This is a genomic window from Xanthobacter aminoxidans, from assembly GCF_023571765.1.
Classification (GTDB): Bacteria; Pseudomonadota; Alphaproteobacteria; order Rhizobiales; family Xanthobacteraceae; genus Xanthobacter; species Xanthobacter aminoxidans.
On sequence record NZ_JAMJXC010000010.1, the window covers coordinates 31,642 to 57,266 of the forward strand.

The window sequence follows — 25,625 nt, forward strand, 5'->3', positions numbered from 1 at the left end:
TGGCACCAAGGAGGCGGGTTTCCTTGCGCAGGGGACAAACGTCTATTAATCCAGTCAAGGTCGGCCCTGCGCCGATCTGGGAGGATGCCATGGGTTTCGCGTCGTTCACCACCTTCGCTGCTTTCGCCCGTTCGGGCCTGAAGACGGCGCTCTCGGTGTCGCTGGCGGCGGCAGCCATTGCGGCGACCACCGGTGCCTTTTCCATCGCGTCCGCCGACAGCGCCGAGGCGCAGACGGTGAAGAAGCGCAACCGTATCGTGGTGGAGCGCCGCTCCTATCTCGATGCCGGCACGGTGGTGAAGCCCGGCTCCAAGTCGTACCTCGATTACGCGCTGCCGCCCGGCTATTTCTACCCGACCTATGGGCCCACCGCCGCCGGCCCCGGCCCCATCACCGGCCTGCGCTGGCCGCTGCCGGGCGCCTTCGATCTGCCGGGCTTCTGAGCCAAGGGTGCCGAAGAACACGGAAGGGGCCGCCTCGCGGCCCTTTTTTGTGTGGTGAAATCACAGCGATTTATCGGTGTTTAATTTTTATCCCGGCCAAGCATGACATTTCCGCTTGTGCGCGCCATAACGGCCCTATGCCGCGCCGTCGGCCCGACCTTCCAGCGCAAGATGCCCCTTAAGAGCCCATGCCCCGCCCCCGCTTCGCGCTGCCGATGCTGAGCCGCCAGCCCCGCCGCAGCGTCATTCCGGGCTTTCGGCTCTCGCTCGGCCTCGCACTGCTCTATCTCGGCCTCATCGTGCTCCTGCCCATCGGCGCGCTGCTGCTGAAGGCGGCGGACGTGGGCTTCGAGCGCTACATCGCCATCATCACCTCGCCGCGCACGCTCGCCTCCTTCCAGGTGACGCTGACCACGGCGGCGCTGGCGGCGCTGTTCAACGCCATCTACGGCCTCGCCCTCGCCTGGGTGCTGGTGCGCTACGAATTCCCCGGCAAGCGCCTGCTGGATGCCATGGTGGACGTGCCGTTCGCCCTGCCCACGGCGGTGGCGGGCCTCGCGCTGACGGCGCTGTTCGCCAAGAACGGCTGGTTCGGCGCGCCGCTGGCGCAGTGGGGGATACAGGTGGCCTACGCCCCGGCCGGCATCGTCTGCGCCATGGCCTTCACCTCCATCCCCTTCGTGGTGCGCACGGTGCAGCCGGTGCTGGAGGACATGGAGCCGGAACTGGAGGAGGCGGGCGCGACGCTGGGCGCGAGCGACCTCACCATCTTCCGCCGCATCATCTTCCCCACCATCTTCCCGGCCTTCCTCGCCGGCACGTCGCTGGCCTTCGCCCGCTCGCTGGGGGAATTCGGCGCGGTGGTGTTCATCGCCGGCAACCAGCCGTTCCGCACCGAGATCGTGGCGCTGCTCACCTTCATCCGGCTGGAGGAATATGACTACGCGGCCGCCGCGGCGATCGCCGTCACCATGCTGGGCTTGGCTTTCATCATGCTTCTGATCGTGAACGCCGTGCAGGCGTGGCATCAGAAGTTTGCGATGGGGGATGCCTGATGGCCCGTCCCGTGAACCGCCACCGCCTGCGCGTCGGCGACGGCGCGGTGACGCGCTCGGTGATTCTCACGCTGGTGCTGGCGACCACCGGGCTGGCGCTCATCGCGCCGCTGGCCGTCATCTTCGCCGAGGCGTTCGCGCGCGGCGTGCCCACCTATCTCGAAGCGCTCGCCCGGCCGGATACGCTGCACGCGGTGGGGCTGACGCTGCTGACGGCCCTCATCTGCGTGCCGCTCAACACCGCTTTCGGCATCGCCGCCGCCTGGGCGGTGACGAAATTCTCCTTCCGCGGGCGCAACCTGCTGCTGGCGGTGGCGGAGCTGCCCTTCTCCATCTCGCCCATCGTGGCGGGCGTCGCCTATCTCTTCGTCTATGGGGCGCAGGGGCTGTTCGGGCCGTTTCTGCAGGCACACGACATCAAGATCATGTTCGCCGTGCCGGCCATCATCCTCGCCAGCCTGTTCGTCACCGCGCCGTTCGTGCTGCGCGAACTGGTGCCGCTGATGATGGCGCAGGGGCGGGACGAGGAGGAGGCGGCGGTCAGTCTCGGCGCCTCGGGCTTCGACGTGCTGCGGCTCGTCACTTTGCCCAACGTGAAGTTCGCGCTGCTCTACGGCGCGGCCCTGTGCAATGCGCGGGTGATGGGCGAGTTCGGCGCCGTCTCCATCGTCTCCGGCAACATCCGCGGCCAGACCTCGACCCTGCCGTTGCAGATCGAGCTGCTCTATCAGGACAGCCACGCGGTCGCCGCCTTCGCCGCCGCGACGGTGCTGGCGGGCGTCGCCCTGTTCACGCTGGTGGCGAAGTATCTGATCGAGCGGGCGGAGCGGGCGCGGGGCGAGATCGTCGCGCCGCGCCGGCCGGGGCACTGATCGGTTCGGCTCCGGTCTTCGACCGGCGCCGATTGCTTCGCTCAGGCGCCGCGCGGGCTTGAGCCAGCCTCAGGCCGCAACGGCGGTTCCGGTGGCGGCGGCGATTTCGCGCTTCATGGCGGCGATGGTCGCGGCATAGTCCTTGGCGCCGTAGATGGCGCTGCCGGCGACGAAGGTGTCCGCTCCGGCCGCGGCGATGGCGCCGATATTGTCCACCTTCACCCCGCCGTCGATCTCGAGCCGGATGTCCTTACCCGAGGCGTCGATGCGCTCGCGAATGGCCTTCAGCTTGTCCAGCGCCGAGGGAATGAAGGCTTGCCCGCCGAAGCCGGGGTTCACCGACATGACGAGCACGAGGTCCAGCGCATCCAGCGTGTAGTCCAGCACCGAGAGGGGGGTGGCCGGGTTCAGCACCAGGCCGGCCTTCACGCCCTTGGAGCGGATGAGCTGGAGCGAGCGGTCCACATGCTCGGACGCTTCGGGGTGGAAGGAGATGAGGTCGGCGCCGGCGCCTGCGAACGCCTCGATCATGCCGTCCACCGGCTTCACCATCAGGTGCACGTCCACGAACGCCTTGGTCGCCTTGCGCAGCGACTGGAGGATCAGCGGGCCGATGGTGAGGTTGGGGACGTAATGGTTGTCCATCACGTCGAAATGGATCCACTCGGCGCCGCCCTCGAGCACCGCATCCACCTCGGCGCCGAGGCGGGTGAAGTCCGCCGAGAGGATGGAGGGGGCGATGATGGGATAGGCGCGGGCCATGGGGATCTCTCCTTAACGACTGGATAGGCGGGGCGCGGTCTCGTGCCCCGGCCGACTGGAGCGTCAGTGGAAGGAGAGCCGGGGCCCAGCGCAATATTGCGCCGAAGGCGGCTCCCTTCATGACCTTCGCAGACATGAGCCTGCTGCGCAGGACCTTTCCCTGGACCCCGGATCAGCGCTCCAGCTGCGCTGTCGCTTGTCCGGGGAATGAGGCAGCCATGGCTGCCTCAGGCACTTCTATAGGCACGGCGCCGGGTAGGCGCCAGCCGTCCCCTCAGTGCACCACCTGCGCCAGCTCGCCGGACGCATAGCGCTTGGCCATCTCGTCCAGCTCGATGGCCCGGATCTTCTCCGCCTTGCCGGCGGAGCCGAAGGCCTCGAAGCGGGCGATGCAGACCTTCTTCGCCTCTTCCATGGCGGCGGCCATGAACTTGCGCGGGTCGAACTCGCTCTTGCTCTTGGCGCCGACGCGGCGGATGGCGGCGGTCATGGCGAGGCGGATGTCGGTGTCGATGTTCACCTTGCGCACGCCGTAGCGGATGCCTTCCTGGATCTCCTCCACCGGCACGCCGTAGGTCTCCTTGATGTCGCCGCCATAGGTGCGGATTTCCTCAAGCAGCTCCTGCGGCACCGAGGACGAGCCGTGCATCACCAGATGGGTGGTGGGGATGCGCTGGTGTATCGCCTTGATGCGGTCGATGGCGAGGATGTCGCCGGTGGGCTTGCGGGTGAACTTGTAGGCACCGTGGGAGGTACCGATGGCGATGGCCAGCGCATCGCACTGGGTCGCCTTCACGAACTGGGCCGCCTCGTCCGGATCGGTGAGCAGCTTGGAATGGTCGAGGGCCTCCTCGGCGCCATGGCCGTCCTCGGCCTCGCCCTTGCCGGTCTCCAGCGAGCCGAGGCAGCCGAGTTCGCCTTCCACCGACACGCCCACCGCATGGGCCAGCTCCACCACCTTGGCGGTGACGGAGACGTTGTAGTCGTAGTCCGCCGGGGTCTTGCCGTCTTCCTTCAGGGAGCCGTCCATCATCACCGAGGAGAAGCCGGACTTGATGGCGCCCATGCAGACGGCCGGGGAGGCGCCATGGTCCTGGTGCATCACCACCGGAATCTCGGGATAGGCCTCCACGGCGGCGGCGATGAGATGGCGCAGGAAGGCCTCGCCGGCATATTTGCGGGCGCCGGCCGAGCCCTGAAGGATGACGGGCGACGAGGTGGCGCGGGCGGCGTCCATGATCGCCTTCACCTGCTCCATGTTGTTCACGTTGAAGGCCGGCAGTCCGTAGGAATGCTCCGCCGCATGGTCGAGCAGCTGGCGCATGGAAACGAGGGCCATAGTCCTCTCCTCTTCAAAGTTCAGGTCGGCGCCGCGATGCGCGCGCCATGGTTCCGTCCGCACCGTCATCCCCGGCCTGTACCGGGTTCACGGTGCTGCTTGGCTGCTGTCCGTCGCCTTCACCGGTCCGGCGGACCCGGCGCGGGCCGGGTCGATCATTTCGTCCGGTGGCGCCCCCGCCCAGCCGTCCCCCGCAGGGGAGAGGCCTTCATTGGCGCTCACCCTACTGCGCGGCGCACCGCGTCGGCCACAGCTTCCGGTGTAAAGCCGAACAGCGGCCACAGGTCCTTTTCCGGTGCCGATTCGCCGAAGCGGTCGATGCCGATGGCGATGATGCCGTCGGCGCGGGTGCCGGAGAGGCCGCGCCAGCCGCGGGTGACGCCCGCTTCCACCGCCACCACCGGCACGCCCTTGGGGAAGAGGGCCGCGCGCTCGGTCTCGGTCAGCGCCTCGAAGCGCTCGCGGCAGGGCATGGAGACGATGCGGGTGGGAATGCCCGCGGTGTCGAGCAGGTCCGCCGCCGCCGCTGCCAGCTTCACTTCCGAGCCGGTGGCGACGAGCACGGCGCGGGCGAGGCCCTCGCTCTCGCGCAGCACGTAGGCACCGGCCTCGATACCTTCGATCTGCGCCGCGTCACGCGGCCAGCACGGCAGGTTCTGCCGCGACAGGATGAAGGCGCTCGGGCCATTCGTGCGCGTCAGGGCTGCGTGCCAGGCGGCCAGCGTCTCCACTGTGTCGGCCGGGCGCCACACGTCGAGGTTGGGGATGAGGCGCAGGCTCTCCACATGCTCCACCGGCTGGTGGGTGGGGCCGTCCTCGCCGAGGCCGATGGAATCGTGGGTGAGGATGTAGATGACCCGCTGGCCCATGAGCGCGCTCATGCGCATGGCGTTGCGGGCGTAATCCGAGAACACGAGGAAGGTGGCGACGAAGGGGATGAACCCGCCGTGCAGCGCGATGCCGTTGGCGATCGCCGACATGCCGAACTCGCGCACGCCGTAGAAGATCTGGTTGCCGGCGGGATCGCGGGTGATCGGCACGGCGCCGGGGAAGGTGGTCAGGTTGGAATGGGCGAGGTCCGCCGAGCCGCCCAGGAATTCCGGCACCGCCGGAGCGAGGGCGGCAAGGGCCAGCTGGCTCGCCTTGCGGGTGGCCACCGTCTCGGCCTTCTCCACGGTGGCCTTCAGGGCCGCCGCGTAGGTCGCGGCGAAGGCGGGGGAGAGGTCGCCTTTGAGCCGGCGGCGGAATTCGGCCGCTTCCGCCGGATAGGCGCGCTCATAGGCTTCCATGCGCGCGTCCCAGGCCGACTGGCGGGCCGCGCCGGAGCGGCGGGCATCCCACAGGGCGTAGATGTCCTCGGGCACCTCGAAGGGCGCGTGGTCCCAGCCCATGGCGGCGCGGGTGCGGGCGATCTCCTCGGCGCCGAGCGGGGCGCCGTGGGTGTCCTGGTGGCCTTCCTTGGTGGGCGCGCCGCGGCCGATGGTGGTCTTGCAGCAGATCAGCGTCGGCTTGCCGGTCTCGGAGAGCGCCGCCTCAACCGCATCGCGCAGCATGGCGGGGTCGTGGCCGTCCACGTTGCGGATCACCTGCCAGCCATAGGCGGCGAAGCGGGCCGGGGTGTCGTCCGGGAACCACTCTTCCACCTTGCCGTCGATGGAGATGCCGTTGTCGTCATAGAAGGCGACGAGCTTGCCGAGGCCGAGGCGCCCGGCCAGCGAGCACGCCTCGTGGCTCACGCCCTCCATCAGGCAGCCGTCGCCGAGGAAGACGAAGGTGCGGTGATCGACGATGGAGAGGCCCGGCCGGTTGAACTGGGCGGCCAGTGTCTTCTCGGCGATGGCCATGCCCACCGCATTGGCAAGGCCCTGGCCGAGCGGGCCGGTTGTGGTCTCCACGCCCGGCGTCATGCCGAGCTCGGGATGGCCGGGGGTGCGCGAATGCAGCTGGCGGAAGCGCTTCAGCTCGGCGATGGGCAGATCGTAGCCGGTGAGGTGAAGCAGGGCATAGATCAGCATGGAGCCGTGCCCATTGGAGAGCACGAAGCGGTCGCGGTCGGGCCAGGAGGGGTCTGCCGGATTATGCCGCAGATGCTCGCGCCAGAGCACGGCGGCGATCTCGGCCATGCCCATGGGCGCGCCGGGATGGCCCGATTTCGCCTGCTCCACGCCGTCCATGGCGAGGGCGCGCAGGGCCGCCGTCACCGGCCAGCCGAGCGCGCCGGGAGAACGGTCAACGGGCGCCGGAGCGTCGGCAGCGGCGAGTGCAGCGGCGTGGGCGGTCATTGTTTTCTCCCTCCGGCTCGTGACCCCGCGCAACACCCCGGGCGACGCCGGGTGGTCGGAAGGGCCTGCCAATTGTCAGTTACGCAAAACGCGCGCCATCTCGTGCCGGAAGAAGCGCTCGGCTCCGGTCCGGAAAGGGTGGGGGGAGGGCAGCAGCCACGCGTCCAAGGTCGCCCGGGCTTCGGGGCTCAAGAACGTGCCGCCCTCCCCCCTCACCCTCCCCCCGGCGCGGGGGAGGGGAGCTTCGCGCCCGGCTCAGCCGGCGCGGCGCTTCCTGTCCATCAGCTTCATGATGAGCGGGGTCAGCAGGAGCTGCATGGCGAGATCCTGCTTGTTGCCTGGGATGACGATGGAATTCGCCCGCGACATGAAGCTGTTGTGGATCATCGACAGCAGATAGGGGAAATCGATGCCGTGCGGGTCGCGGAAGCGGATCACGACCATGGATTCGTCCGGCGTCGGGATCCAGCGGGCGACGAACGGGTTGGAGGTGTCCACCGTCGGCACGCGCTGGAAGTTGATGTCGGTCTCGGTGAACTGCGGGCAGATGTAGCGCACGTAATCGGGCATGCGCCGCATGATGGTGTCGGTCACGTCCTCGGTGGTGTAGCCGCGGGTGGCCTTGTCGCGGTGGATCTTCTGGATCCACTCCAGGTTGATCACGGGCACCACGCCGATCTTCAGGTCGGCATGCTGGGCAAGGTTCAGTTCGTCGGTGACGACCGCCCCGTGCAGACCCTCGTAGAAGAGGATGTCGGTGCCCTGCTCCAGATCTTCCCAGTCGGTGAAGCGGCCGGGCTCGGTATTGTACAGCTTGGCTTCGCCGGCATCGTGGACATAGTGCCGGAAGCGGCCGGAGCCGGTCGCCCCATAGTCCTTGAACAGCTGGGCCAGATCGTCGAGCCGGTTGGTCTCGGGCGAGAAGTGGCTGAAGTGCTTGTTGCCCTTGGCCGCCTCGGCGGCCATTAGCTCGCGCATTTCATAGCGGTCGTAGCGGTGGAAGCTGTCGCCTTCCACGAAGGCCGCCTTGACCTTCTCGCGATAGAAGATCTGCTCGAAGGTCCGCTTCACGGAGGTCGTTCCCGCGCCCGACGAACCGGTGACGACAATGATGGGGTGCTTGATGGACATGGTGTGCTCGAATCTCGGAGATCAGGGGGCGCGGTTCAGATGAACAGCCCGCGCCGCGCGAACAGCGGCGAGCGCTCGCCATGGCCGTTCGGCTCCAGGTGATAGCGGGAGACCCGGGCCACCTCGTCGCGGGAGCCGAAGATGAACGGCACGCGCTGGTGCAGGCCGGTGGCGGAAAGGTCGAGGATGGCGCCCCGGCCGTCGGTGGCCGAACCGCTCGCCTGCTCCATCAGGAAGGCGACCGGGAAGGCCTCGTAGAGCAGGCGCAGGCGGCCGTGGGTGTAGCCCTTCCGGCCATCGCCCGGATAAAGATAGATACCGCCGCGCTGGAAGATGCGATGCGCGTCCGCCACCATTGAGGCCACCCAGCGCATGTTGAAGTCGCGCTCCCGCGGCCCCTTCTTGCCGGCGAGGCAGTCATCCACATAGTCACGCACCGGCACGTCCCAGTGGTGGTAGTTGGACATGTTGATGGCGAACTCGGCCGCGCCCTCCTTCACCTTCACCTCTGCATTGACTAGGCGGAAGAGGCCGGCGCGGTCGAGGGCGAAGTGCCAGGTGCCGGCGCCGAGCGTCAGCATCATCGCGGTGTGGGGGCCGTAGATCACATAGCCGGCGGCCAGCATGTCCCGCCCGTTCTGCAGGAAGGCAGAGGGTTCGGACGCGTCGGCGCCTTCGGGACGCGGGAAGACGGCGAAGATGGTGCCGACCGAGATGTCGGTGTCGATGTTGGACGAGCCGTCCAGCGGATCGATGGCGACGAGCAGCGGCGCGGTGGCATCGAGCAGGACCGGGGCGTCGTTCTCCTCGGACGCGACCGCTGCGACCGGCGCCGCCTTCAGCGCGCCGATGACGATGTCGTTGGAGATGACGTCCAGCGCCTTCTGGCCTTCACCGGCCTCGCCGGAGGAGAGGGGGCGGGCGAGATCGCCGGCGAGCGGCCCCTCGGCGATGGCTGCGGCCAGCGACGCGCAACCGGTGGCGAGGGCGCAGACGGTATCAGCGACGGCACGGCGGCGGGCATCCGCACCCGCCCACTCGTCGAGCATGACGGTGAGCGTGATACGCGAGGCTGCGACACCTGCAGCCTGGGCAACTGCGGCCCGATGGTCTGCGTTCGGCTCCAACATGGCAGATCTCCCTGAGGGCTCCTCCGCGCGGCCCGTTCAGCGGGCCGTCACAGGTTTTATTTTTGGTCGTCTACCGGTCCCCGAAGCGGATCACTCCGTCTGGGGTTTGTAGTCCGGGGCGTCGATGCCGCCGGCAAACACCCGGCTGGCGCGGACATCCCCCTCGGAAATGGTCGACAGGGCAGCGCGGTCGGCGAGCCCGCCGCTCTCGAACAGCCGCAGAGACTGGCGCAGCCGCATGCGGTCCAAAGCGTTGCGGATCGAGCGCGCGTTGGCGAAGTTCGGCTGGAGCCGGCGCTTGGCCACATATTCCTCGATCGCGACCTCGGCCTCCGGGCTGAAGGTGTAGTCGGCATCGGCCGCCATGGTCTTGGCGATCTCCACCAGCTCTGCGTCCTCATAGTCCGGGAAGTCGATGTGGTGGGCGATGCGGGAGCGGAAGCCAGGATTGCTCTCGAAGAAGCGATCCATGCGGTCCTTGTAGCCCGCGAGGATCACCACGAGATCGTCCCGCTGGTTTTCCATCACCTGGAGCAGAATCTCGATGGCTTCCTGACCGTAATCCCGCTCGTTCTCGGGCCGGTAAAGATAATAAGCCTCGTCTATGAACAGGACGCCGCCCATGGCCTTCTTAAGAATCTCTTTGGTCTTCGGTGCCGTGTGGCCGATATATTGGCCCACGAGATCGTCCCGCGTCACCGAGACAAGATGACCCCGCCGCACATATCCAAGGCGATGGAGAATCTGCGCCATTTTCAGCGCGACCGTGGTCTTGCCGGTGCCGGGATTGCCGGTGAACGCCATGTGCAGCGTCGGCGCGCCGGAGGTGAGGCCCAGCTTTTCGCGGGCCCGGCCGATGACGAGGTGGGCGGCGATCTCGCGGATGCGCCGCTTGACGGGCTTGAGCCCGATCAGGCCCTCGTCCAGCTCGGCGAGAAATTCGGGGACTTCGCTCTCGGTGAAGAGAGCGCCGAGGTCGAGCCTGCCCTCGGCAGCCTCAGCCGGCAACGCGGCGGACGGTGCGGATGTGGCAACATCGAGCATGACTCGAACCTCGGCGTTAAGTGGCGCGGTGGGAACGGCCGCGCTGGTGAAGCTCGAAATGGGTGGTCAGATCAGCCGGCCGCGTAGGACCGGTGCTGGAGTGCATAGCGCTGGGTGCGGCCCGGCCCTTCGGTGCGGTCGAGGCGGAAGCCGTCTTCCTTCTCCGGGCGCTGGACGATGAAGGAGAGGCGCACCGTCTCCCACCCGCGATTGGAGTCGAAGGCGTTCACCCGCACATACTTACCGGGATGGGCGGTGCGGCAGGCCTCGACCTCGCCATAGACGCCGGCGGCATCGCGCAGGTCGAACATGGGCAGGCCCCACATCTCCCAATAGGTGTTCCGGGGATGGGGATCGTCCGTGTACTCGACCGAAACCGCCCAGTTCTGGTCCAGCGCATACTGGATCTGGGCCTTGACCTGGGCCGCCGTGAGGTCGGGCAGGAAGGAGAAGGTGCCTTGGGTGATGCGCATGTCTCTTCTCCTCAGGCGACGGACGCGGTGGGCACGAAGTCGGACGTGTCGGTGGAGGCGTAGTTGAAGGTCACCTCGCCCCAGGTATCGAGGGCGGCGCGCAGCGGCTGGCACCACTTGGCGGCCTCGACCAGGATTTCCGGGCCTTCGTTCTTGATGTCCCGGCCCTCGTTGCGGGCAAGGATCATGGTTTCCAGCGCGACGCGGTTGGCGATGGCGCCGGCCTGGATGCCGTCGGGATGGCCGATGGTGCCGCCGCCGAACTGGAGCACCACGTCCTCGCCGAACAGGTCGATGAGCTGGTGCATCTGGCCGGCATGGATGCCGCCCGAGGCGACCGGCATGACCTTGCGCAGGCCCGCCCAGTCCTGATCGAAGAAGATGCCGCGGGTGTAGTCGGTCTTGGTCACGTCCTCGCGGCAGACGTTGTAGTAGCCCTGCACGGTCATGGGGTCGCCTTCCAGCTTGCCCACCGCGGTGCCGGTGTGGAGGTGGTCGACGCCGGCGAGGCGCAGCCACTTGGCGATGACGCGGAAGGAGATGCCGTGGCCCTTCTGGCGCGTATAGGTGCCATGGCCCGCACGGTGCATGTGCAGCAGCATGTCGTTTTCGCGGCACCAGTTGGAGATGGACTGGATGGCGGTCCAGCCGACGATGAGGTCCACCATCACCACCACGGAGCCCAGCTCCTTGGCGAAGTCGGCGCGGCGGTACATCTCTTCCATGGTGCCGGCGGTAATGTTGAGGTAGTGCCCCTTCACCTCGCCGGTCTCGGCCTGCGCCTTGTTGACGGCCTCCATGCAGTAGAGGAAGCGATCACGCCAGTGCATGAAGGGCTGAGAATTGATGTTCTCGTCGTCCTTCACGAAATCGAGGCCGCCCTTGAGGCCTTCGTAAACCACGCGGCCGTAGTTCTTGCCGGACAGGCCCAGCTTCGGCTTGGTGGTGGCGCCCAGAAGGGGGCGGCCGAACTTGTCGAGGCGCTCGCGCTCCACGACGATACCGGTGGGCGGGCCGCGGAAGGTCTTCACATAGGCGACGGGGAGACGCATGTCCTCCAGGCGGCAGGCCTTCAGCGGCTTGAAGGAGAAGACGTTGCCGATGATCGAGGCGGTGAGGTTGGCGATGGAGCCTTCCTCGAACAGGTCGAGCTCATAGGCGACCCAGCAGAAATACTGCCCCGGCTGGCCCGGCACCGGCTCCACCTTGTAGGCCTTGGCGCGGTACATGTCGGCGGCGGTCAGGCGGTCGGTCCACACCACGGTCCAGGTGGCGGTGGAGCTTTCGCCGGCAACGGCCGCGGCGGCCTCGACCGGGTCCACGCCGTCCTGGGGGGTGACGCGGAACAGCGCGAGGATGTCGGTGTCCTTGGGCTGGTAGTCGCCATCCCAATAGCCCATCTGGGCATATTTCAGCACGCCTGCGGCGTACCTCTTCTTGGCGTCCTTGATCTGCCCGATGGCGGCGTCGGCACCCATGATGGCGGCCCTCCTGTTTGTTGAGGTGACCTTGCCCCCGCGCCGATTTCAGGTAAATTTAAATGATATGAAGTAGGCATTCAGGAAAACTGAAGTGGCGCCCCACTGGACCCTTCGACAGCTCCGCCTCGTGGCTCTCGCCGCGGCCTCCGGCTCCTATGCCAAAGCCGCGCAGGACATGGGTTTGAGCCCGCCCGCCGTCACCGCTCAGATGAAGGCGCTGGAGGAGGACATCGGCGTCCCGGTGTTCGAGCGGGTGGACGGCCGTCTGCGACCGACCGCCGCTGGACAGGAGCTTCTTTCCGCTCAGGAGCGCATCGCGCGGGCCTTGTCGGAGGCGGAGCGGGCCATAGCGGCGCTGAAGAGCCCCGAGCGCGGTTCGGTGGTGGTGGGGGTGGTCTCCACGGCCAAATACTTCGCCCCCATGGCCCTCGCCGCCTTCCGCCGTCGCCGGCCGGAGATCGAGCTCCGGCTTATCATCGGCAACCGCGAAGACATCATCCGGGGCATTGTGAGCCTTGACTTCGACGTGGCCATCATGGGCCGTCCGCCGCCGTCGCTGGAGGCGGAGACGCGGCTGATCGGCGACCATCCGCACATCGTCGTGGCGCCCGTGGACCATCCCCTGTTCAAGCGGCGCAAGCGAATCACCCCGGCCGATCTCACCCGCGAATCGCTTCTGGTGCGCGAGCCGGGATCGGGCACGCGCATCCTCATGGAGCGGGTGTTCGAGGAGGCGGGGGCGCCCAACCCGCCCATCGCCATGGAGATTGGCTCCAACGAGACCATCAAGCAGTCCGTGATGGCCGGCCTCGGCCTCGCATTCATCTCCGCCCACACGGTGGCGGCGGAGGTGGCGGACGGTCGGCTTCGGGTGCTGGAGGTGGAGGGGCTGCCGGTGGTGCGCCAATGGCTGGCGGTGCGCGCCCGCGACAAGCGTCTGCTGCCGGCCGGACAGGCGCTGATGGATTTCCTCGAGCGCGAAGGCGCGAGCTTCCTGCCGCAGATGCCGGGCGGGGAGGGGGGCCGCTGCTATCTGCCGGACCACGTCTCCGGCAGCACCCCCGCGAAGGCTGTAGCCCGCGATCCGGTTTGAGCGCGCCCCGAAACGAAAGACGCCGCGCTCCTTGCGGGGCGCGGCGTCCTGATGTTCGGGCGGTGACGGGAGGCTATCCCTTGGCCGCCGACTTCTTGCCGAAGCCGAGGGCGCCCTTGATGTTGTCCCACAGCTCGATCTTCACCCCATTGCGCCGCATGATGACGGCCTGCTGGGTGACGGAGAGCGTGTTGTTCCAGGCCCAGTAGATCACCAGGCCGGCGGCGAAGTGCGCCAGCATGAAGGTGAAGATGATGGGCATCCAGTTGAAGATCATCTGCTGGGTCGGGTCCGGCGGGGCCGGGTTCAGCTTCATCTGCACCCACATGGTCACGCCCATGATGAGCGGCCAGGCGCCGAGCAGGAGATAGCTGCCGATGACCGGCACGGAGCCCGGATCCCAGGGAATGAGCCCGAAAAGGTTGAACACCGTGGTCGGGTCGGGCGCCGAGAGATCGCGGATCCAGCCGAAGAACGGCGCATGCCGCATCTCGATGGTGACGAACAGCACCTTGTAGAGGGCGAAGAACACCGGGATCTGGATCAGGATGGGCAGGCACCCCGCCACCGGATTGATCTTCTCCTTCTTGTACAGCTCCATCATCGCCTGCTGCTGCTTCACCTTGTCGTCGGCGTAGCGCTCGCGGATGGAGGTGAGTTCCGGCTGCACCGCCTTCATCTTCGCCATGGAGGCGTAGGACTTGTTGGCCAGCGGGAAGAAGATGCCCTTCAGCAGCACCGTCACCACCAGGATGGCGACGCCGAAATTGCCGACGACGCGATAGATCCAGTCGATGACGAGGAACAGCGGCTTGGTGATGAAATAGAACCAGCCCCAGTCGATCAGCCGGTCGAAGCGGTCGATCTTGTAGGACTCGGCGTAGCCGTCCACCACCTGAACCACCTTGGCGCCAGCGAAGAGCTGGCCGGAGGAGGCGATCTTGCTGCCCGGCTCCACCGTGAGGGGCTGGGCGAGATAGTCGGTCTGGAAGGTCTGAACGCCGTTGATCATGGCGGAGGAGAACTTGGCGTCCACCTTCACGCTCTGGTCGGGAATGACGGTCGCCGCCCAGTACTTGTCGGTGATGCCGAGCCAGCCGCCGGTGGCGGAGAAGGCGAGCGGCTTCTCCTTGTCCATCTTGGCGTAGGTGACTTCCTGCAGGCCGTTGTCGCCGAGGACGCCGATCAGGCCTTCGTGCAGGATGTAGAAGCCGGCCACGTGCGGCACGCCGTGCCGCGAGACGAGGGCGTAGGGATAGAGGGTGGCCGAGGTGGAACCCTTGTTCTCGACCTCATCCTTCACCGCGAACATGTAGTGGTCGTCGATGGTGAAGGTCCTGCGGAAGGTCAGGCCCTGCCCGTTGTCCCAGGTGAGGACGAGGGGGGTCTTTTCGGTCAGGGTGGCGCCGGGCTGGGCGGTCCAGAGCGTGTCCGGGCCGGGCACGGCGACGCCGGCGCCGGCGGCCGAGGTCCAGCCGAATTCCGCATAGAAGGGATTGGGACCGCCGGACGGCGACAGGAGCACGATGTTCGGGCTCTTGGGGTCCACCGTCTCGTGATACTCGGTCAGGAGCAGGTCGTCCGCGCGAGCGCCGCGCAGCGAGATCGAGCCGCTGAGGCGCTGGGTGGCGATGGGCGCGCGGGGAGAGGCAGCGATGGCCTCGGCCCGGGTCAGCGCCCGGCCGGCGCCCGGCGCGCCCGTCTGGGGCAGGCCCGCTGGGGTCGTTCCCGGAGCGGCACCCGGTGCCGGCGTGGCGTCGGACTGGGCCTGCTGCTGCGCCTGCTGGACGATTCGCTGCTGCTCGGCGGCCTGCCGCTGCTTTTCCGCCTGCGGAATGCCGAAGAAGAACTGCCAGCCGATGAGGATCGCCATCGACAGGCCGATGGCGATGAACATGTTGCGGTTTTCACTCATGCCGGAGGGTCTCCGTCGGCGGCATCGTCAAATCGGGAGTGTTGAAGCCGGCATCGCCAGCGGAGCGTGCCGCGTCCTTAGACGCCGGCAGCGACTCTTTTAAGACCCGCGGCGCGCCCGGTCGGGACCGCGCCTTGTCTTTCGGGAGGGTATCCTTGAAAGCCCGGTCCTTGGGAGCCCTCTCTTTGGGGGCCTTGGGCGCGTGCAGCTTGCGCACGGCGCGCTCCATCTCGGACACGAGGCTGTCGAAGGGGGTGCGCAGCGAGGCCTCGCGGGCCACCAGCACATAATCGAAGCCGGGTCGCCCGGCATCCGGCAGCACCTGCCGCACGGCCTCGCGGAGGCGGCGGCGGATGCGATTTCGCACGACGGAATTGCCGGTCTTCTTGGTCACGGTGAAGCCGACGCGCACACCTGCCCCATCGCCGCGATCGCGGCCCTGCATGAGGAAGGAGGCGACGCCGGCACGCTCGGCCTTGGCCGCAGCGAGGAAATCACGGCGTTTCTTGAGACGGTCCAGCCGGCGGAGACGATCCGGATTGAAGTCCGAGGGGCGTTCCACGTTGGACGGCTCCCGAAGTCGGGCAGCTCCGCGAGGGTCCACCCTCAGGCGGACAGGCGCTTGCGGCCGTGGGCGCGGCGGGCGGCAATGATCTTGCGGCCGTTGCGGGTCTCCATGCGCGCACGGAAGCCGTGGCGGCGCTTGCGCACGAGCTTGCTGGGTTGATAGGTGCGCTTCACGGTCAAATCTCCAGATGTCTTGAGGCCGTCTTGCGGATCGGACCCCAGCAGCGGCGCTGCGACGGCGATGGTTCGCTGCTGCCCGGCTTGCGGCCCGATCCCTAAGGATCACGCGGCAATGAAGGCTGGGCTCCGGCCGCCGCAGCCGCCTGAGTTCGGGCTCGGCTTATAGGGGCAGCGGCGGCGCGCGTCAATCCAAAGCATGGGGACAACACGCGCCGCCGGCGCTTCTCGTCAGGCGCGCAGCGTGGCGCCCGTCTTCTTCGCCACTTCCGCGACGATCCGGCCGGCGACCTCGTCGATCTCCTTGTCGGTGAGCGTGCGCTCGCGCGGCTGGAGCGTGACTTCCACGGCCACCGACTTCTTGTCGGGATCTATGCCCTTGCCCTCGTAGAGGTCGAACACGCCGACGCCGGTGACGAGCTTCTTGTCCGCCCCCTGCGCCGCCTTGAGGATGTCCGCCGCCGCGACGTCCCGGCCCACGAGGAAGGCGAAGTCGCGCTTCACCGCCTGGAAGGGCGAGAGGTCGAGATTCGGCTTCACCCGCGTCGCCTTGGCCTTGGGCTCCGGGATCTTGTCGAGCACGATCTCGAAGGCGACCAGCGGCCCCGTCACGTCGAGGGCCTCCAGCACGGCGGGATGGATCTCGCCGAAATGGGCCATGGCGTTGGAGCCGAGGCGCAGCGTGCCGGAGCGGCCGGGGTGGTACCAGCCGGGGGCATCGGTGGTGACCTGCAGATTCGCCACCGGAGCGCCACAGGCGGCAAGCGCGGCGAGCGCATCCGCCTTGGCGTCGAAGGCATCCACCGCCGCCGCATTGCCCGCCCAGTGGCGGCCGCCGCCCGAGGGCTTGGCCGTGCCACGGCGGACGCCGGAGGCGGCCTGGCGCTGGTCGCCGGGGCCGTCGCCGAGGAAGACCTGTCCCACCTCGAACAGGGCCACGTCGCCCGCGCCGCGCGCCGCATTGGCACCGGCTGACCGGATGAGGCCGGGCAGGAGGCTCGGGCGCATGTCCGAGAGGTCGGAGGCGATGGGATTGGACAGAGCAAGGGCGTCCGCGCCGCCGCCGAACAGCCTCGCGGCCTCCTTGGACACGAAGGACCAGGTGACCGCTTCCACCATGCCGCGCGCCGCCAGCGAGCGGCGGGCCTTGCGGCTGCGCAGCTGGAGGGTGGTCAGCACCGCCTTGCGGGCATCCGCCCCGCGCGGCAGCTCGGTGGAGGGCACGCGCTCGAGGCCGAGGATGCGCACCACTTCTTCCACGAGGTCCGCCTTGCCCTCGATGTCGCCGCGCCAGGACGGCGGCACCACCTCAAGCACCGGCGCCGCGCCGGAGACGGCGAAGCCGAGCTTCTCCAGCACGCCGCGAATCTCGTCCTCGGAGGCTTCCAGCCCGGTCAGCCGCTTCACCTCGGTGAGGGGGAAGGCGACGGTACGGGCGGTATCGGGGATGGCGCCGGCCAGCACCATCTCGGACGGCTCGCCGCCGCAAAGCTCAAGGATGAGGTGGGTGGCGAGGTCGAGGCCCGGCAGGGTGAAAGCGGGGTCGATACCACGCTCGAAGCGGAAGCGGGCATCGGAATTGATGCCGAGCTTGCGGCCGGTCTGGGCGATGTTGATGGCATCCCAGAGCGCCGATTCGACCACCACGTCGGTGGTGTTCTCGTCGCAGCCCGAGTCTTCGCCGCCCATGATGCCGGCGAGGCTCTCCACGCCCCTGTCGTCGGCGATGACGCACATGCTCTCGTCGAGCGTGTAGCTCTTGCCGTCGAGCGCCAGCAGCGTCTCGCTGCCCTTGGCCCGGCGCACCACGAGGTTGCCCGTCACGTTCTTCAGGTCGAACACGTGGAGCGGGCGGTTGCGGTCGAACGTCATGAAATTGGTGACGTCCACCAGCGCGTTGATGGGGCGCAGGCCGATGGCGCGCAGGCGGTCCTGTAGCCACTGGGGGGAGGGGCCGTTCTTCACGCCCTTCACCACCCGAAGGGCAAAGGCCGGGCAGAGCGGCGAGGTCTCGCCGAACTCCAGCGTCACCTTCAGCGGGGCGGGGAACGTGCCCTCGACAGGCTTCACCCGCGGCGCCATCAGCTCGCCGAGATCGGCGGCGGCGAGGTCGCGGGCAACGCCGGAGACACCCAGGCAGTCGGCGCGGTTGGGCGTCACGGCGATCTCGATCACCGGGTCGTTCAGCCCCAGCACCTCCGCGAAGGGCGCACCCACGGGGGCGTCCTCCGGCAGCTCCAGGATGCCGTCATGCTCCTCGGAAAGCCCCATCTCGCGGGCCGAGCAGAGCATGCCGCGGCTTTCCACGTCGCGGATCTTGCCGATCTTCAGTTCCAGCCCCGACGTGGGGATGACCGTGCCCGGCGCGGCGAAGACGGTCTTCAGCCCCGCCCGCGCATTCGGCGCGCCGCACACCACCTGGATGGGGTCGCCCGGTCCCCCCTTTCCATCGCCGATGGAGACGGTGCAGACGCGCAGCTTGTCGGCGTTCGGGTGCTTCTCGGCGGTGAGCACCTCGCCCACCACGAAGGGCGCGAGCTGCTTGGCCTTGTCCTCCACGCCCTCGACCTCAAGGCCGATGAGGGAGAGGCGCTCCACGATCTGGTCGAAGCTGGCGGTGGGCTCGAGGTGATCCTTGAGCCAGGAGTAGGTGAATTTCATGGGTCCTGCTCCTTACGCGCTCAGGCCGCCGGCGAGGGTGGGGAAGTCCAGCGGGCGGAAGCCGTAGTGGGAGAGCCAGCGCACGTCGGCCTCGAAGAAGGCGCGAAGGTCGCTCATGCCGTACTTGAGCATGGCGATGCGATCGATGCCCATGCCCCAGGCGAAGCCCTGGTACTCGTCCGGGTCGATGCCGCAATTCCTCAGCACGTTGGGATGCACCATCCCGCAGCCGAGGATTTCCAGCCAGTCCGAGCCCTCGCCGAAACGAATCTCGCCAGGGCGGGAGCGGTCGCACTGGATGTCCACTTCCATGCTGGGCTCGGTGAAGGGGAAGAAGGAGGGGCGGAAGCGCATCTTCACGCCCTCCACCTCGAAGAAGGACTTGCAGAACTCCTCCAGCACCCACTTGAGGTGGCCGAGGTGCGCGCCCTTGTCGATCACCAGCCCTTCCACCTGATGGAACATGGGCGTGTGGGTCTGATCCGAATCGCAGCGATAGGTGCGGCCGGGGCAGATGACGCGGATGGGCGGCTTCTTCGCCTGCATGGTCCGCACCTGCACGGGCGAGGTGTGGGTGCGCAGCACCTTGCGCTCGCCGTCCGCGCCGGGGGGCAGGAAGAAGGTGTCGTGCATCTCGCGGGCCGGATGGCCGGCGGGGAAGTTCAGCGCGGTGAAGTTGTGGAAGTCGTCCTCGATGTCCGGCCCTTCGGCCACCGAGAAGCCCATGTCGGCGAAGATGGCGACCAGTTCCTCGGTCACCTGCGCGATGGGGTGGACGCGGCCGGTCTCGGCGGCGGCCTCGCGCACGGGCAGGGTCACGTCCACCCGCTCGGTGGCGAGGCGCGCCTCCAGAGCAGCACTCTTCAGCGCCGCGCGGCGGTGGGAGAGGAGGCCCTGCACCGCGTCGCGCAGGCCATTGATGGCGGGGCCCATCACCTTGCGCTCGTCCGGGCTCATGCCGCCCAGCGACTTCAGCAGTTCGGAGACCGATCCCTTCTTGCCGAGGGCGGCGATGCGCACCTCCTCAAGGCCGGCCTCGTCCTGCGCGCGCAGGATGGCGGCGGAGAGGCTCTCCTGAAGGTCTTCGAGGGCGCTCGGATCGGTGGCGGATGGTGTCGCGGACATGGGCCTATCCCGGAAAACGAAAAGGCCGGCGGAGGGGCCGGCGTCGGGTCGCGCCGCTTATAGACGGGCCGCGCCCAATGGCAAAAGCCCCGGACGGATGATCCGCACGGGGCTTTTGAAGGTCTCGGAAAAGACGGGAGGAGAAAGCGCTGCGCTGTCGCCGATCCGGCAAGGGCCGCGTTTCAGGCGAGGGCCGCCTCTCAGACGAGAGCGGCCTTGGCCTTCTCCACCAGGGCCTTGAACGCGTCGGGCTCGTGGATGGCGATATCCGAGAGCACCTTGCGATCGACCTCGATCCCGGCCTTGCCGAGACCATCGATAAATCGCGAATAGGTCAGGTCGAGATCGAGCGCGCGCACACCGGCGTTGATGCGCTGGATCCAGAGCGCGCGGAAGTTGCGCTTCTTCACCTTGCGATCGCGGTAGGCATACTGCATCGACCGTTCGACGGCCGACTTCGCAGCGCGGATGGTATTCTTGCGGCGGCCGTAAAAGCCCTTTGCGGCTTTGTAGACCTTCTTGTGCTTGGCGTGTGAGGTAACGCCACGTTTCACGCGGGCCATGGAAAAGCTCCTTCAGATCGCAGTGGCGTCAGCCGTTCGGCAGGAACGACTTGCGGATGACCTTGCCGTCGCACTCGGCGAGGATGGTCGTGCCGCGCTGGTTGCGGATCTGGTTGTTGGTCCGCTTGATCATGCCATGGCGCTTGCCGGCCTGACCCGCGATCACTTTTCCCGTACCCGTCAGACGGAAGCGTTTCTTCGCTCCCGACTTGGTCTTCATCTTGGGCATTTGGCTCTCCGTGGCATGGGTCCTCGCCCGCGAGGGCGGTGGACGCTCAGCCTCTTGTTGCTGTTGAGCGGTATGAACCCGCGCGGCAGCCCTTAATCGCCGGCGAGTTCGAAGGCGGCAGTCGTTACAGGAGCGGGAGCATAAAGGCAAGGGCCAGGCCGCCCAAGCGGGGGGAGGGGAGCCCTGAAAGGCCGGCCGCGCATGAAAAAGGCCGCCGCGCTGGGCGGCGACCTTCTCTATCACATGCCTATCGCCTCAGGGGCAGGGGTGCTGAAGCCCGTCATAGCCGGTGTAGGTGCCGGTGGCGGGGTTGTAGGAGCGGAATCGCTGGGCGCAGTAGGACACCGCGTCATTGCCGCCGGAATTCGCCGCTGCCGCGCCGGCCGCCGCACCGATCGCGAGGCCCGCGATGCCGGCCGCGATCCACGCGCCGTTGTTGTTGCGATAGTACCAGCCGCCGTTGCGCCAATAGGGCCGTCCCCAGCGGGCGTGATAGCCGGGCTGGGGGCCATGCCAGCCGGGCCGGCCGTAACCGGGCCGACCATAGCCAGGCCGACCATAACCAGGCCCCCGAACCGGGCCGCGCACGGCGTGTCCCGGACCGCGCCCGGGGCCACGCACAACCGGGCCCCGGTGGGGTCCACCGCGTCGCGCCTGGACTTCGTCCGGTGCGGCGGCCTGAACGTTCATCGATGCGGCACCGGCCCGCAACGCCTGGGCAGAAGCGGCCGGTGCCGTCGCCACGGCGGCCACACCGACGCTGGAAGCGACGAGGGCCGCGGAGGTGAGGCCGACGGTGATCCGCCGGAAGGTCTTGCGTAACAGATGGGGCATACCGAACTCCTTGTGATGTCAGGTCAACGCCCCAGAGGACGGAGGGATGCCTTCCGTCACGCATGCGTGATCGTCGACGGCAGATGTGCGTGGAAATGCACCAGTTCGCCGCTTTCCAGCCGCAAGTTCCGCTACGTCCGCGAAACATTCGACACAAAGGCCGCTGAAGATAGAAAGTGTTGAGGGAGTGAAGATCATGTTCGGCACAAGAAGGGTGGCATTGTTTGCCGCGGCGGCTGTCGCGGGAGGCATGCTTTCGCTTTCGGTTCCCGTCGCGAATGCACAAGCGCTGCGCCTTGGCCTTGCCAATCCCGCGATGGCCAATGTGGGCACCGTGGAACAGGTGGCCTGGCGCGGCGGCGGTGGCCCGCGCGTGGGCGCCGTGCGCATGGGCGGGCCTCGCGTCGGCTATGGTGGTCGGGGTTATGTCGGCCGCCCCGGCTTCGTGGGCCGCCCCGGTTACGTGGGTCGTCCCGGTTACGTCGGCCGTCCCGGCTTCGTGGGGCGCCCGGGTTACGTGGGCCGTCCCGGCTATGTCGGTCGTCCCGCTTACGCCGGCGGTTGGGGACCGGGCCGTCCCGGCTGGGGTCCCGGCCGTCCCGGTTGGGGTCCCGGTGGTCCGGGCTGGGGTCATCCGGGCTGGCGCCCGCCGCCGGGCGCGTGGGGTCCGGGGCCGTGGCGTCCGGGCTGGGGCTGGTATCGTCCCGGCTGGGGTTGGGGCTACTACAACAATACCGGCGCGTGGATCGCACTCGGCGTCGCCAGCGGTCTGGCGCTGGGCGCGGTGGCGGCGGCCAATGCGGAGCCGGTCTACACCAACGATGCGGTGGCCTACTGCATGTCGCGGTTCCGCTCGTACAACCCGGCGACCGGTACCTACACCGGCTACGACGGGTACCAGCACCCCTGTCCGTGAGGGAAGCGCGGCCGCACTGTCGGCCGCGATCCCGACGGCCCAAGGGCCGCAAACCCGGTGCCTAAACGAGAAAAGCCCGGCGCGCTGCGCCGGGCTTTTTCTTTAATGCCCCCGATCCCGCATCAACGCGGGGCGAGAATCATAATCATCTGCCGGCCTTCGAGCATGGGCTCGGCCTCGACCTTGGCGACGGTCGAAACTTCTTCCTTGAGCTTCTGCAGCAGCTTGTAGCCGATGTCCTGGTGCGCCATCTCGCGACCGCGGAAGCGCAGGGTGACCTTCACCTTGTCGCCTTCCTCGAAGAAGCGCTGCATCGCCCGCATCTTCACGTCGTAGTCGTGATCGTCGATGCCGGGACGGAGCTTGATCTCCTTGACCTCGACCACCTTCTGCTTCTTGCGCGCCTCGCTGGCCTTCTTCTGGTTCTGGTACTTGAAGCGGCCGTAATCGAGGATCTTGCAGACGGGGGGCGCGGAATTGGGGGAGATCTCCACGAGATCAAGCCCGGCTTCCTGCGCCAATGTCAGCGCATCGCGGATTGCTACCACGCCGCGGTTCTGACCGTCCTGGTCGATCAGCTGGACTTCGCGGATGCGGATTTCCTCATTGACGCGCGGTCCATCCTTCTCCGGCGCGACGGGTCTCATAGGGCGGCGAATGGCTTCAGCTCCTTGGCAATCAACACGATCCCCCGAGGTAGACAGGCCGCGGCGCCGGTCCTTGCCGTCGTCTGCGCAACCCGCCTCTCAGGGTAGGCTGGAAAGATCGTGACAAACCGCCGTAAAGTCAATGACCCATGCGGATTCGCGCGGCATTGCCGAGGCGGCTGCCGGCGGGTTCCGCCCGCGGGCGGTCCGGCGGGGCTGCCAGCCGGTCCGGCGATGGGCCACAGTTCAGCCGCCTTCCCTGTGCATGCCTCTGGGACACGGGTCCGCCGGCCCCCCGGACGTCTCCTTCCGGATTCTGCAATGACGACGCCCCCGATGACCGCTCCTTTGCCCCGTTTCCGGCGCCGCGCCGGTGTCGCCATGGCCGGCCTTTTCCTTGCCGCTGGCCTTGCCGGTCCCGCCCGTGCGGACGGACAGTTCAATGCCAAATATGTGCTCTCCGTGGGCGGGGTCGAGCTTGGCCGCGGGTCCATCAAGGTCGAGGCCGGGGACCAGACCTACGAGATTTCCGGCTCCGCCCGCGTCACGGGCGTGCTGCGTGCCGTGTCGTCCGGCAAGGGCGTCGCCGCCTCGCGCGGTACCATCTCCGGCGGCAAGCTGGTGCCGAAGGTCTATGCGCTCAACGCCGAGGCCGATGGCAAGGCAGAGACCGCGCGCCTCGCCATGGCCTCCGGGGCGGTGAAGGAGATGGAGGTGGAGCCGCCGTTCAAGCCGGCCGCCGACCGCGTCCCCATCGAGCAGGCGGTGCTGCAGAACATTCTCGACCCCATGAGCGGCGCCTTCGTCTATGTGCCTGGAACCGGCGACATGGTGTCCGCCGCGGCCTGCGCCCGATCGGTCCCCGTGTTCGATGGCCGCCAGCGTTACGACCTCGTCCTGACCTATCAGCGCACCGAGACGGTGAAGGTGGCGGGATACGCTGGCTCGGCCGTGGTGTGTTCCGTGCGCTACCAGCCGGTCGCCGGCCACCGGCCCACCCGCTACACGGTCAAGTACATGGCAGAGAACAAGGATATCTACGTCTGGCTGGTGCCCATCGCCGGCACGCGCCTGATGGCGCCGTTCAGGGTGTCCGTCGCGACCATGATCGGCACTGCCCTGCTGGAAGCCACCTCGCTGGAGACCGAGGCGAAGGCCGGCACGGTGCCGGTGAACGCGCCGCGCTGAGCGGCCCCCGAATCCGCTACCGCTGAGGCCGAGGCCCAACATCTCGTAGGGGGAGAAGCGGGAACATGGCCGGCGCTGCGATTCGATCGTGATTCGTTCGATGGCTGTTCCGAGGCGGCCCACGCGCCTGTCCCGGACCGGAACATCGCCGCCGCTCCTGCATCTTTCCCGAACGTGAGCCTTGCCGCTACCGCGTCGCGTTGACACTGACGGCGGCGCAGGTGTTCCCTGATCGGGCGTGAGCGGTTCACGCCCGAGGACATCATGTCGAAACGCAGCAAGGGTGCGCAGAAGGCTCAGGCAACGGCCCCGCGGGGTGTGACATCGCTGACGGAAGCCAAGGCCTGGATGGCCAGCCGGGGCATCACCGAGATCGAATGCACCGTTCCCGATCTGGCCGGCGTCGCCCGCGGCAAGATCATGCCTGCCTCCAAGTTCTTCTCCTCGCCCGTGATGAACCTGCCGCTATCGGTCTTCTTCCAGACCATTTCCGGCGAGTATCCCGACTACGAAGGGCTGGTCGATTCGGTGATCGCCGACAGCGACCTCGTGCTGGAGCCGGACCTCGCCACCTTGTGCTCGGTGCCGTGGGCGCAGGACCCCACCGCCCAGGTGATCCATGATGCCTACCACCGCGACGGGCGCCCGGTGGAGCTCGCCCCCCGGCAGGTGCTGCGGCACGTCATTTCGCTCTACGAGAAGAAGGGCTGGAAGCCGGTGGTGGCGCCGGAGATCGAGTTCTATCTTGTCGAGCCCAACACCGATCCCGATTACCCCCTGAAGCCGCCGGTGGGCCGCTCGGGCCGGCCGGAGATCGGCCGCCAATCCTATTCGATCCAGGCGGTCAACGAGTTCGATGCCCTGTTCGAGGACATCTACGACTATTCCGAGGCCCAGGGGCTGGAGATCGACACGCTGATCCACGAGGACGGCGCGGCGCAGATGGAAATCAACCTGCGCCATGGCGATCCGCTGGTGCTGGCGGATCAGGTGTTCCTGTTCAAGCGCACCATCCGCGAGGCGGCGCTCGCGCACAAGATTTATGCGACCTTCATGGCCAAGCCCATCGCCAACGAGCCGGGCAGCGCCATGCACATCCACCAGTCGATCCTCAACACCGCCACCGGGGGCAATTTGTTCTCGGACGAGGACGGCGACCCGACGCCGGAATTCTTCTCCTTCATCGCCGGCCACCAGAAGTACCTGCCGGCGGTCATGTGCATCATGGCGCCCTATGTGAACTCCTATCGCCGGCTGACGCGCGACTCGATGGCGCCCATCAACCTGCAATGGGGCTACGACAACCGCACCGCCGGGCTGCGCGTGCCGCCGTCCACCCCCGAGGCGCGGCGGCTGGAGAACCGGGTGCCGTCGTCGGACGCCAATCCCTACCTCGCCATCGCCGCCTCCCTCGCCTGCGGCTATCTCGGCCTGACCGAGAACCTGCGCGCCACGGACCCGATCGAGGGCGACGCGAAGAATCTCGATTTCGATCTGCCCCGCGGACTGCTCGAGGCGGTTGCGGCGTTCCAGGACAACGAGGCCCTGGCCGAGGTGCTGGGTGCGCGGTTCGTCTCCGCCTTCGCGGCGGTGAAGCAGGCCGAGTTCGAAACCTTCATGAGGGTGATCTCGCCCTGGGAGCGGGAGTACCTTCTGCTCAACGTGTGAGGCCGTCCCGGTGCACCAAGAGAACAAGAA

General features: G+C 67.7%; 24 protein-coding genes. 7 read left to right on the top strand and 17 right to left on the bottom strand.

From position 1 onward, the window contains the following. The first annotated feature begins 89 nt into the window (after positions 1-89). The 3 genes from EJ105_RS15895 to cysW all read left to right on the top strand — a co-directional run bounded on the left by EJ105_RS15895 (position 90) and on the right by cysW (position 2,370). Positions 90-443: a hypothetical protein gene (locus tag EJ105_RS15895; RefSeq protein WP_024280430.1), complete on the top strand. Its 354-nt coding sequence runs from the start codon at positions 90-92 to the stop codon at positions 441-443. A gap of 188 nt (positions 444-631) precedes the next feature. Further along, on the top strand, positions 632-1,498 hold the full coding sequence (cysT, locus tag EJ105_RS15900) for a sulfate ABC transporter permease subunit CysT (protein WP_081837430.1): 867 nt from the start codon (positions 632-634) through the stop codon (positions 1,496-1,498). Further along, positions 1,498-2,370, top strand: coding sequence for a sulfate ABC transporter permease subunit CysW (gene cysW / locus EJ105_RS15905; protein ID WP_250167130.1), 873 nt, complete (start codon positions 1,498-1,500; stop codon positions 2,368-2,370). Before cysT ends, cysW begins: the two co-directional genes overlap by 1 nt. A 69-nt stretch (positions 2,371-2,439) precedes the next feature. Here cysW and rpe read toward each other — a convergent pair whose 3' ends face one another. From rpe to EJ105_RS15945, 8 genes are all read right to left on the bottom strand, one after another. After that, a complete protein-coding gene (gene rpe / locus EJ105_RS15910; protein ID WP_250167131.1) occupies positions 2,440-3,132 on the bottom strand; it encodes a ribulose-phosphate 3-epimerase in 693 nt (230 codons plus the stop codon). Positions 3,133-3,406: 274 nt separating this feature from the next. Further along, positions 3,407-4,471 (bottom strand): class II fructose-bisphosphate aldolase, encoded by a 1,065-nt coding sequence (gene fba / locus EJ105_RS15915; protein WP_250167132.1) that lies wholly within the window; start codon positions 4,469-4,471, stop codon positions 3,407-3,409. A 218-nt stretch (positions 4,472-4,689) separates the two neighbouring features. Next, on the bottom strand, positions 4,690-6,753 hold the full coding sequence (gene tkt, locus EJ105_RS15920) for a transketolase (RefSeq protein ID WP_284145487.1): 2,064 nt from the start codon (positions 6,751-6,753) through the stop codon (positions 4,690-4,692). 255 nt (positions 6,754-7,008) lie between these two features. Then, positions 7,009-7,884 carry a phosphoribulokinase gene (locus EJ105_RS15925; protein ID WP_024280424.1) on the bottom strand — a complete coding sequence of 292 codons (876 nt, stop codon included), beginning with the start codon at positions 7,882-7,884 and terminating at the stop codon, positions 7,009-7,011. A gap of 35 nt (positions 7,885-7,919) precedes the next feature. Further along, a complete protein-coding gene (locus tag EJ105_RS15930) occupies positions 7,920-9,014 on the bottom strand; it encodes a class 1 fructose-bisphosphatase (RefSeq protein ID WP_250167133.1) in 1,095 nt (364 codons plus the stop codon). Between the two features lie 90 nt (positions 9,015-9,104). Then, complete coding sequence (cbbX, locus tag EJ105_RS15935; RefSeq protein ID WP_024280423.1) at positions 9,105-10,058, bottom strand: CbbX protein; 954 nt, start codon at positions 10,056-10,058, stop codon at positions 9,105-9,107. A 71-nt stretch (positions 10,059-10,129) separates the two neighbouring features. Beyond that, on the bottom strand, positions 10,130-10,531 hold the full coding sequence (locus tag EJ105_RS15940) for a ribulose bisphosphate carboxylase small subunit (RefSeq protein ID WP_024280422.1): 402 nt from the start codon (positions 10,529-10,531) through the stop codon (positions 10,130-10,132). Between the two features lie 11 nt (positions 10,532-10,542). Next, entirely contained in the window at positions 10,543-12,009 is a 1,467-nt protein-coding gene (locus tag EJ105_RS15945; RefSeq protein ID WP_029555337.1) for a form I ribulose bisphosphate carboxylase large subunit, read from the bottom strand. Positions 12,010-12,103: 94 nt separating this feature from the next. On the opposite strand from EJ105_RS15945, the gene EJ105_RS15950 reads away from it, so the two are divergent. After that, positions 12,104-13,105 carry a LysR family transcriptional regulator gene (locus EJ105_RS15950; protein ID WP_250167134.1) on the top strand — a complete coding sequence of 334 codons (1,002 nt, stop codon included), beginning with the start codon at positions 12,104-12,106 and terminating at the stop codon, positions 13,103-13,105. A 73-nt stretch (positions 13,106-13,178) separates the two neighbouring features. Here the strand turns inward: EJ105_RS15950 and yidC are convergent, their stop codons facing one another. From yidC to EJ105_RS15990, 8 genes are all read right to left on the bottom strand, one after another. Then, positions 13,179-15,020, bottom strand: coding sequence for a membrane protein insertase YidC (gene yidC, locus EJ105_RS15955; protein WP_250167135.1), 1,842 nt, complete (start codon positions 15,018-15,020; stop codon positions 13,179-13,181). Then, positions 15,013-15,582, bottom strand: coding sequence for a ribonuclease P protein component (gene rnpA / locus EJ105_RS15960; protein ID WP_250167136.1), 570 nt, complete (start codon positions 15,580-15,582; stop codon positions 15,013-15,015). Before rnpA ends, yidC begins: the two co-directional genes overlap by 8 nt. A 44-nt stretch (positions 15,583-15,626) precedes the next feature. Beyond that, positions 15,627-15,761, bottom strand: a complete 135-nt coding sequence (rpmH, locus tag EJ105_RS15965; RefSeq protein WP_024280417.1) for a 50S ribosomal protein L34 — start codon at positions 15,759-15,761, stop codon at positions 15,627-15,629. Positions 15,762-15,995: 234 nt separating this feature from the next. Next, complete coding sequence (pheT, locus tag EJ105_RS15970; RefSeq protein WP_250167137.1) at positions 15,996-18,425, bottom strand: phenylalanine--tRNA ligase subunit beta; 2,430 nt, start codon at positions 18,423-18,425, stop codon at positions 15,996-15,998. 12 nt (positions 18,426-18,437) lie between these two features. Beyond that, positions 18,438-19,550, bottom strand: a complete 1,113-nt coding sequence (pheS, locus tag EJ105_RS15975) for a phenylalanine--tRNA ligase subunit alpha (RefSeq protein WP_029555333.1) — start codon at positions 19,548-19,550, stop codon at positions 18,438-18,440. Positions 19,551-19,750: 200 nt separating this feature from the next. Then, on the bottom strand, positions 19,751-20,113 hold the full coding sequence (rplT, locus tag EJ105_RS15980; protein WP_024280414.1) for a 50S ribosomal protein L20: 363 nt from the start codon (positions 20,111-20,113) through the stop codon (positions 19,751-19,753). A gap of 28 nt (positions 20,114-20,141) precedes the next feature. Then, positions 20,142-20,342 (bottom strand): 50S ribosomal protein L35, encoded by a 201-nt coding sequence (gene rpmI / locus EJ105_RS15985; RefSeq protein WP_024280413.1) that lies wholly within the window; start codon positions 20,340-20,342, stop codon positions 20,142-20,144. A gap of 255 nt (positions 20,343-20,597) precedes the next feature. Then, positions 20,598-21,176: a BA14K family protein gene (locus EJ105_RS15990; RefSeq protein ID WP_250167138.1), complete on the bottom strand. Its 579-nt coding sequence runs from the start codon at positions 21,174-21,176 to the stop codon at positions 20,598-20,600. Positions 21,177-21,426: 250 nt separating this feature from the next. Here EJ105_RS15990 and EJ105_RS15995 point away from each other — a divergent pair, with 250 nt between their 5' ends. Beyond that, positions 21,427-22,092 (top strand): BA14K family protein, encoded by a 666-nt coding sequence (locus tag EJ105_RS15995; protein WP_250167139.1) that lies wholly within the window; start codon positions 21,427-21,429, stop codon positions 22,090-22,092. Between the two features lie 122 nt (positions 22,093-22,214). Here the strand turns inward: EJ105_RS15995 and infC are convergent, their stop codons facing one another. Beyond that, on the bottom strand, positions 22,215-22,739 hold the full coding sequence (gene infC, locus EJ105_RS16000; RefSeq protein WP_024280411.1) for a translation initiation factor IF-3: 525 nt from the start codon (positions 22,737-22,739) through the stop codon (positions 22,215-22,217). 321 nt (positions 22,740-23,060) lie between these two features. Here infC and EJ105_RS16005 point away from each other — a divergent pair, with 321 nt between their 5' ends. Next, positions 23,061-23,927, top strand: coding sequence for a DUF3108 domain-containing protein (locus tag EJ105_RS16005; protein ID WP_250167140.1), 867 nt, complete (start codon positions 23,061-23,063; stop codon positions 23,925-23,927). Between the two features lie 264 nt (positions 23,928-24,191). Beyond that, positions 24,192-25,595: a glutamine synthetase family protein gene (locus EJ105_RS16010; protein WP_029555330.1), complete on the top strand. Its 1,404-nt coding sequence runs from the start codon at positions 24,192-24,194 to the stop codon at positions 25,593-25,595. Positions 25,596-25,625: the final 30 nt, after the last annotated feature.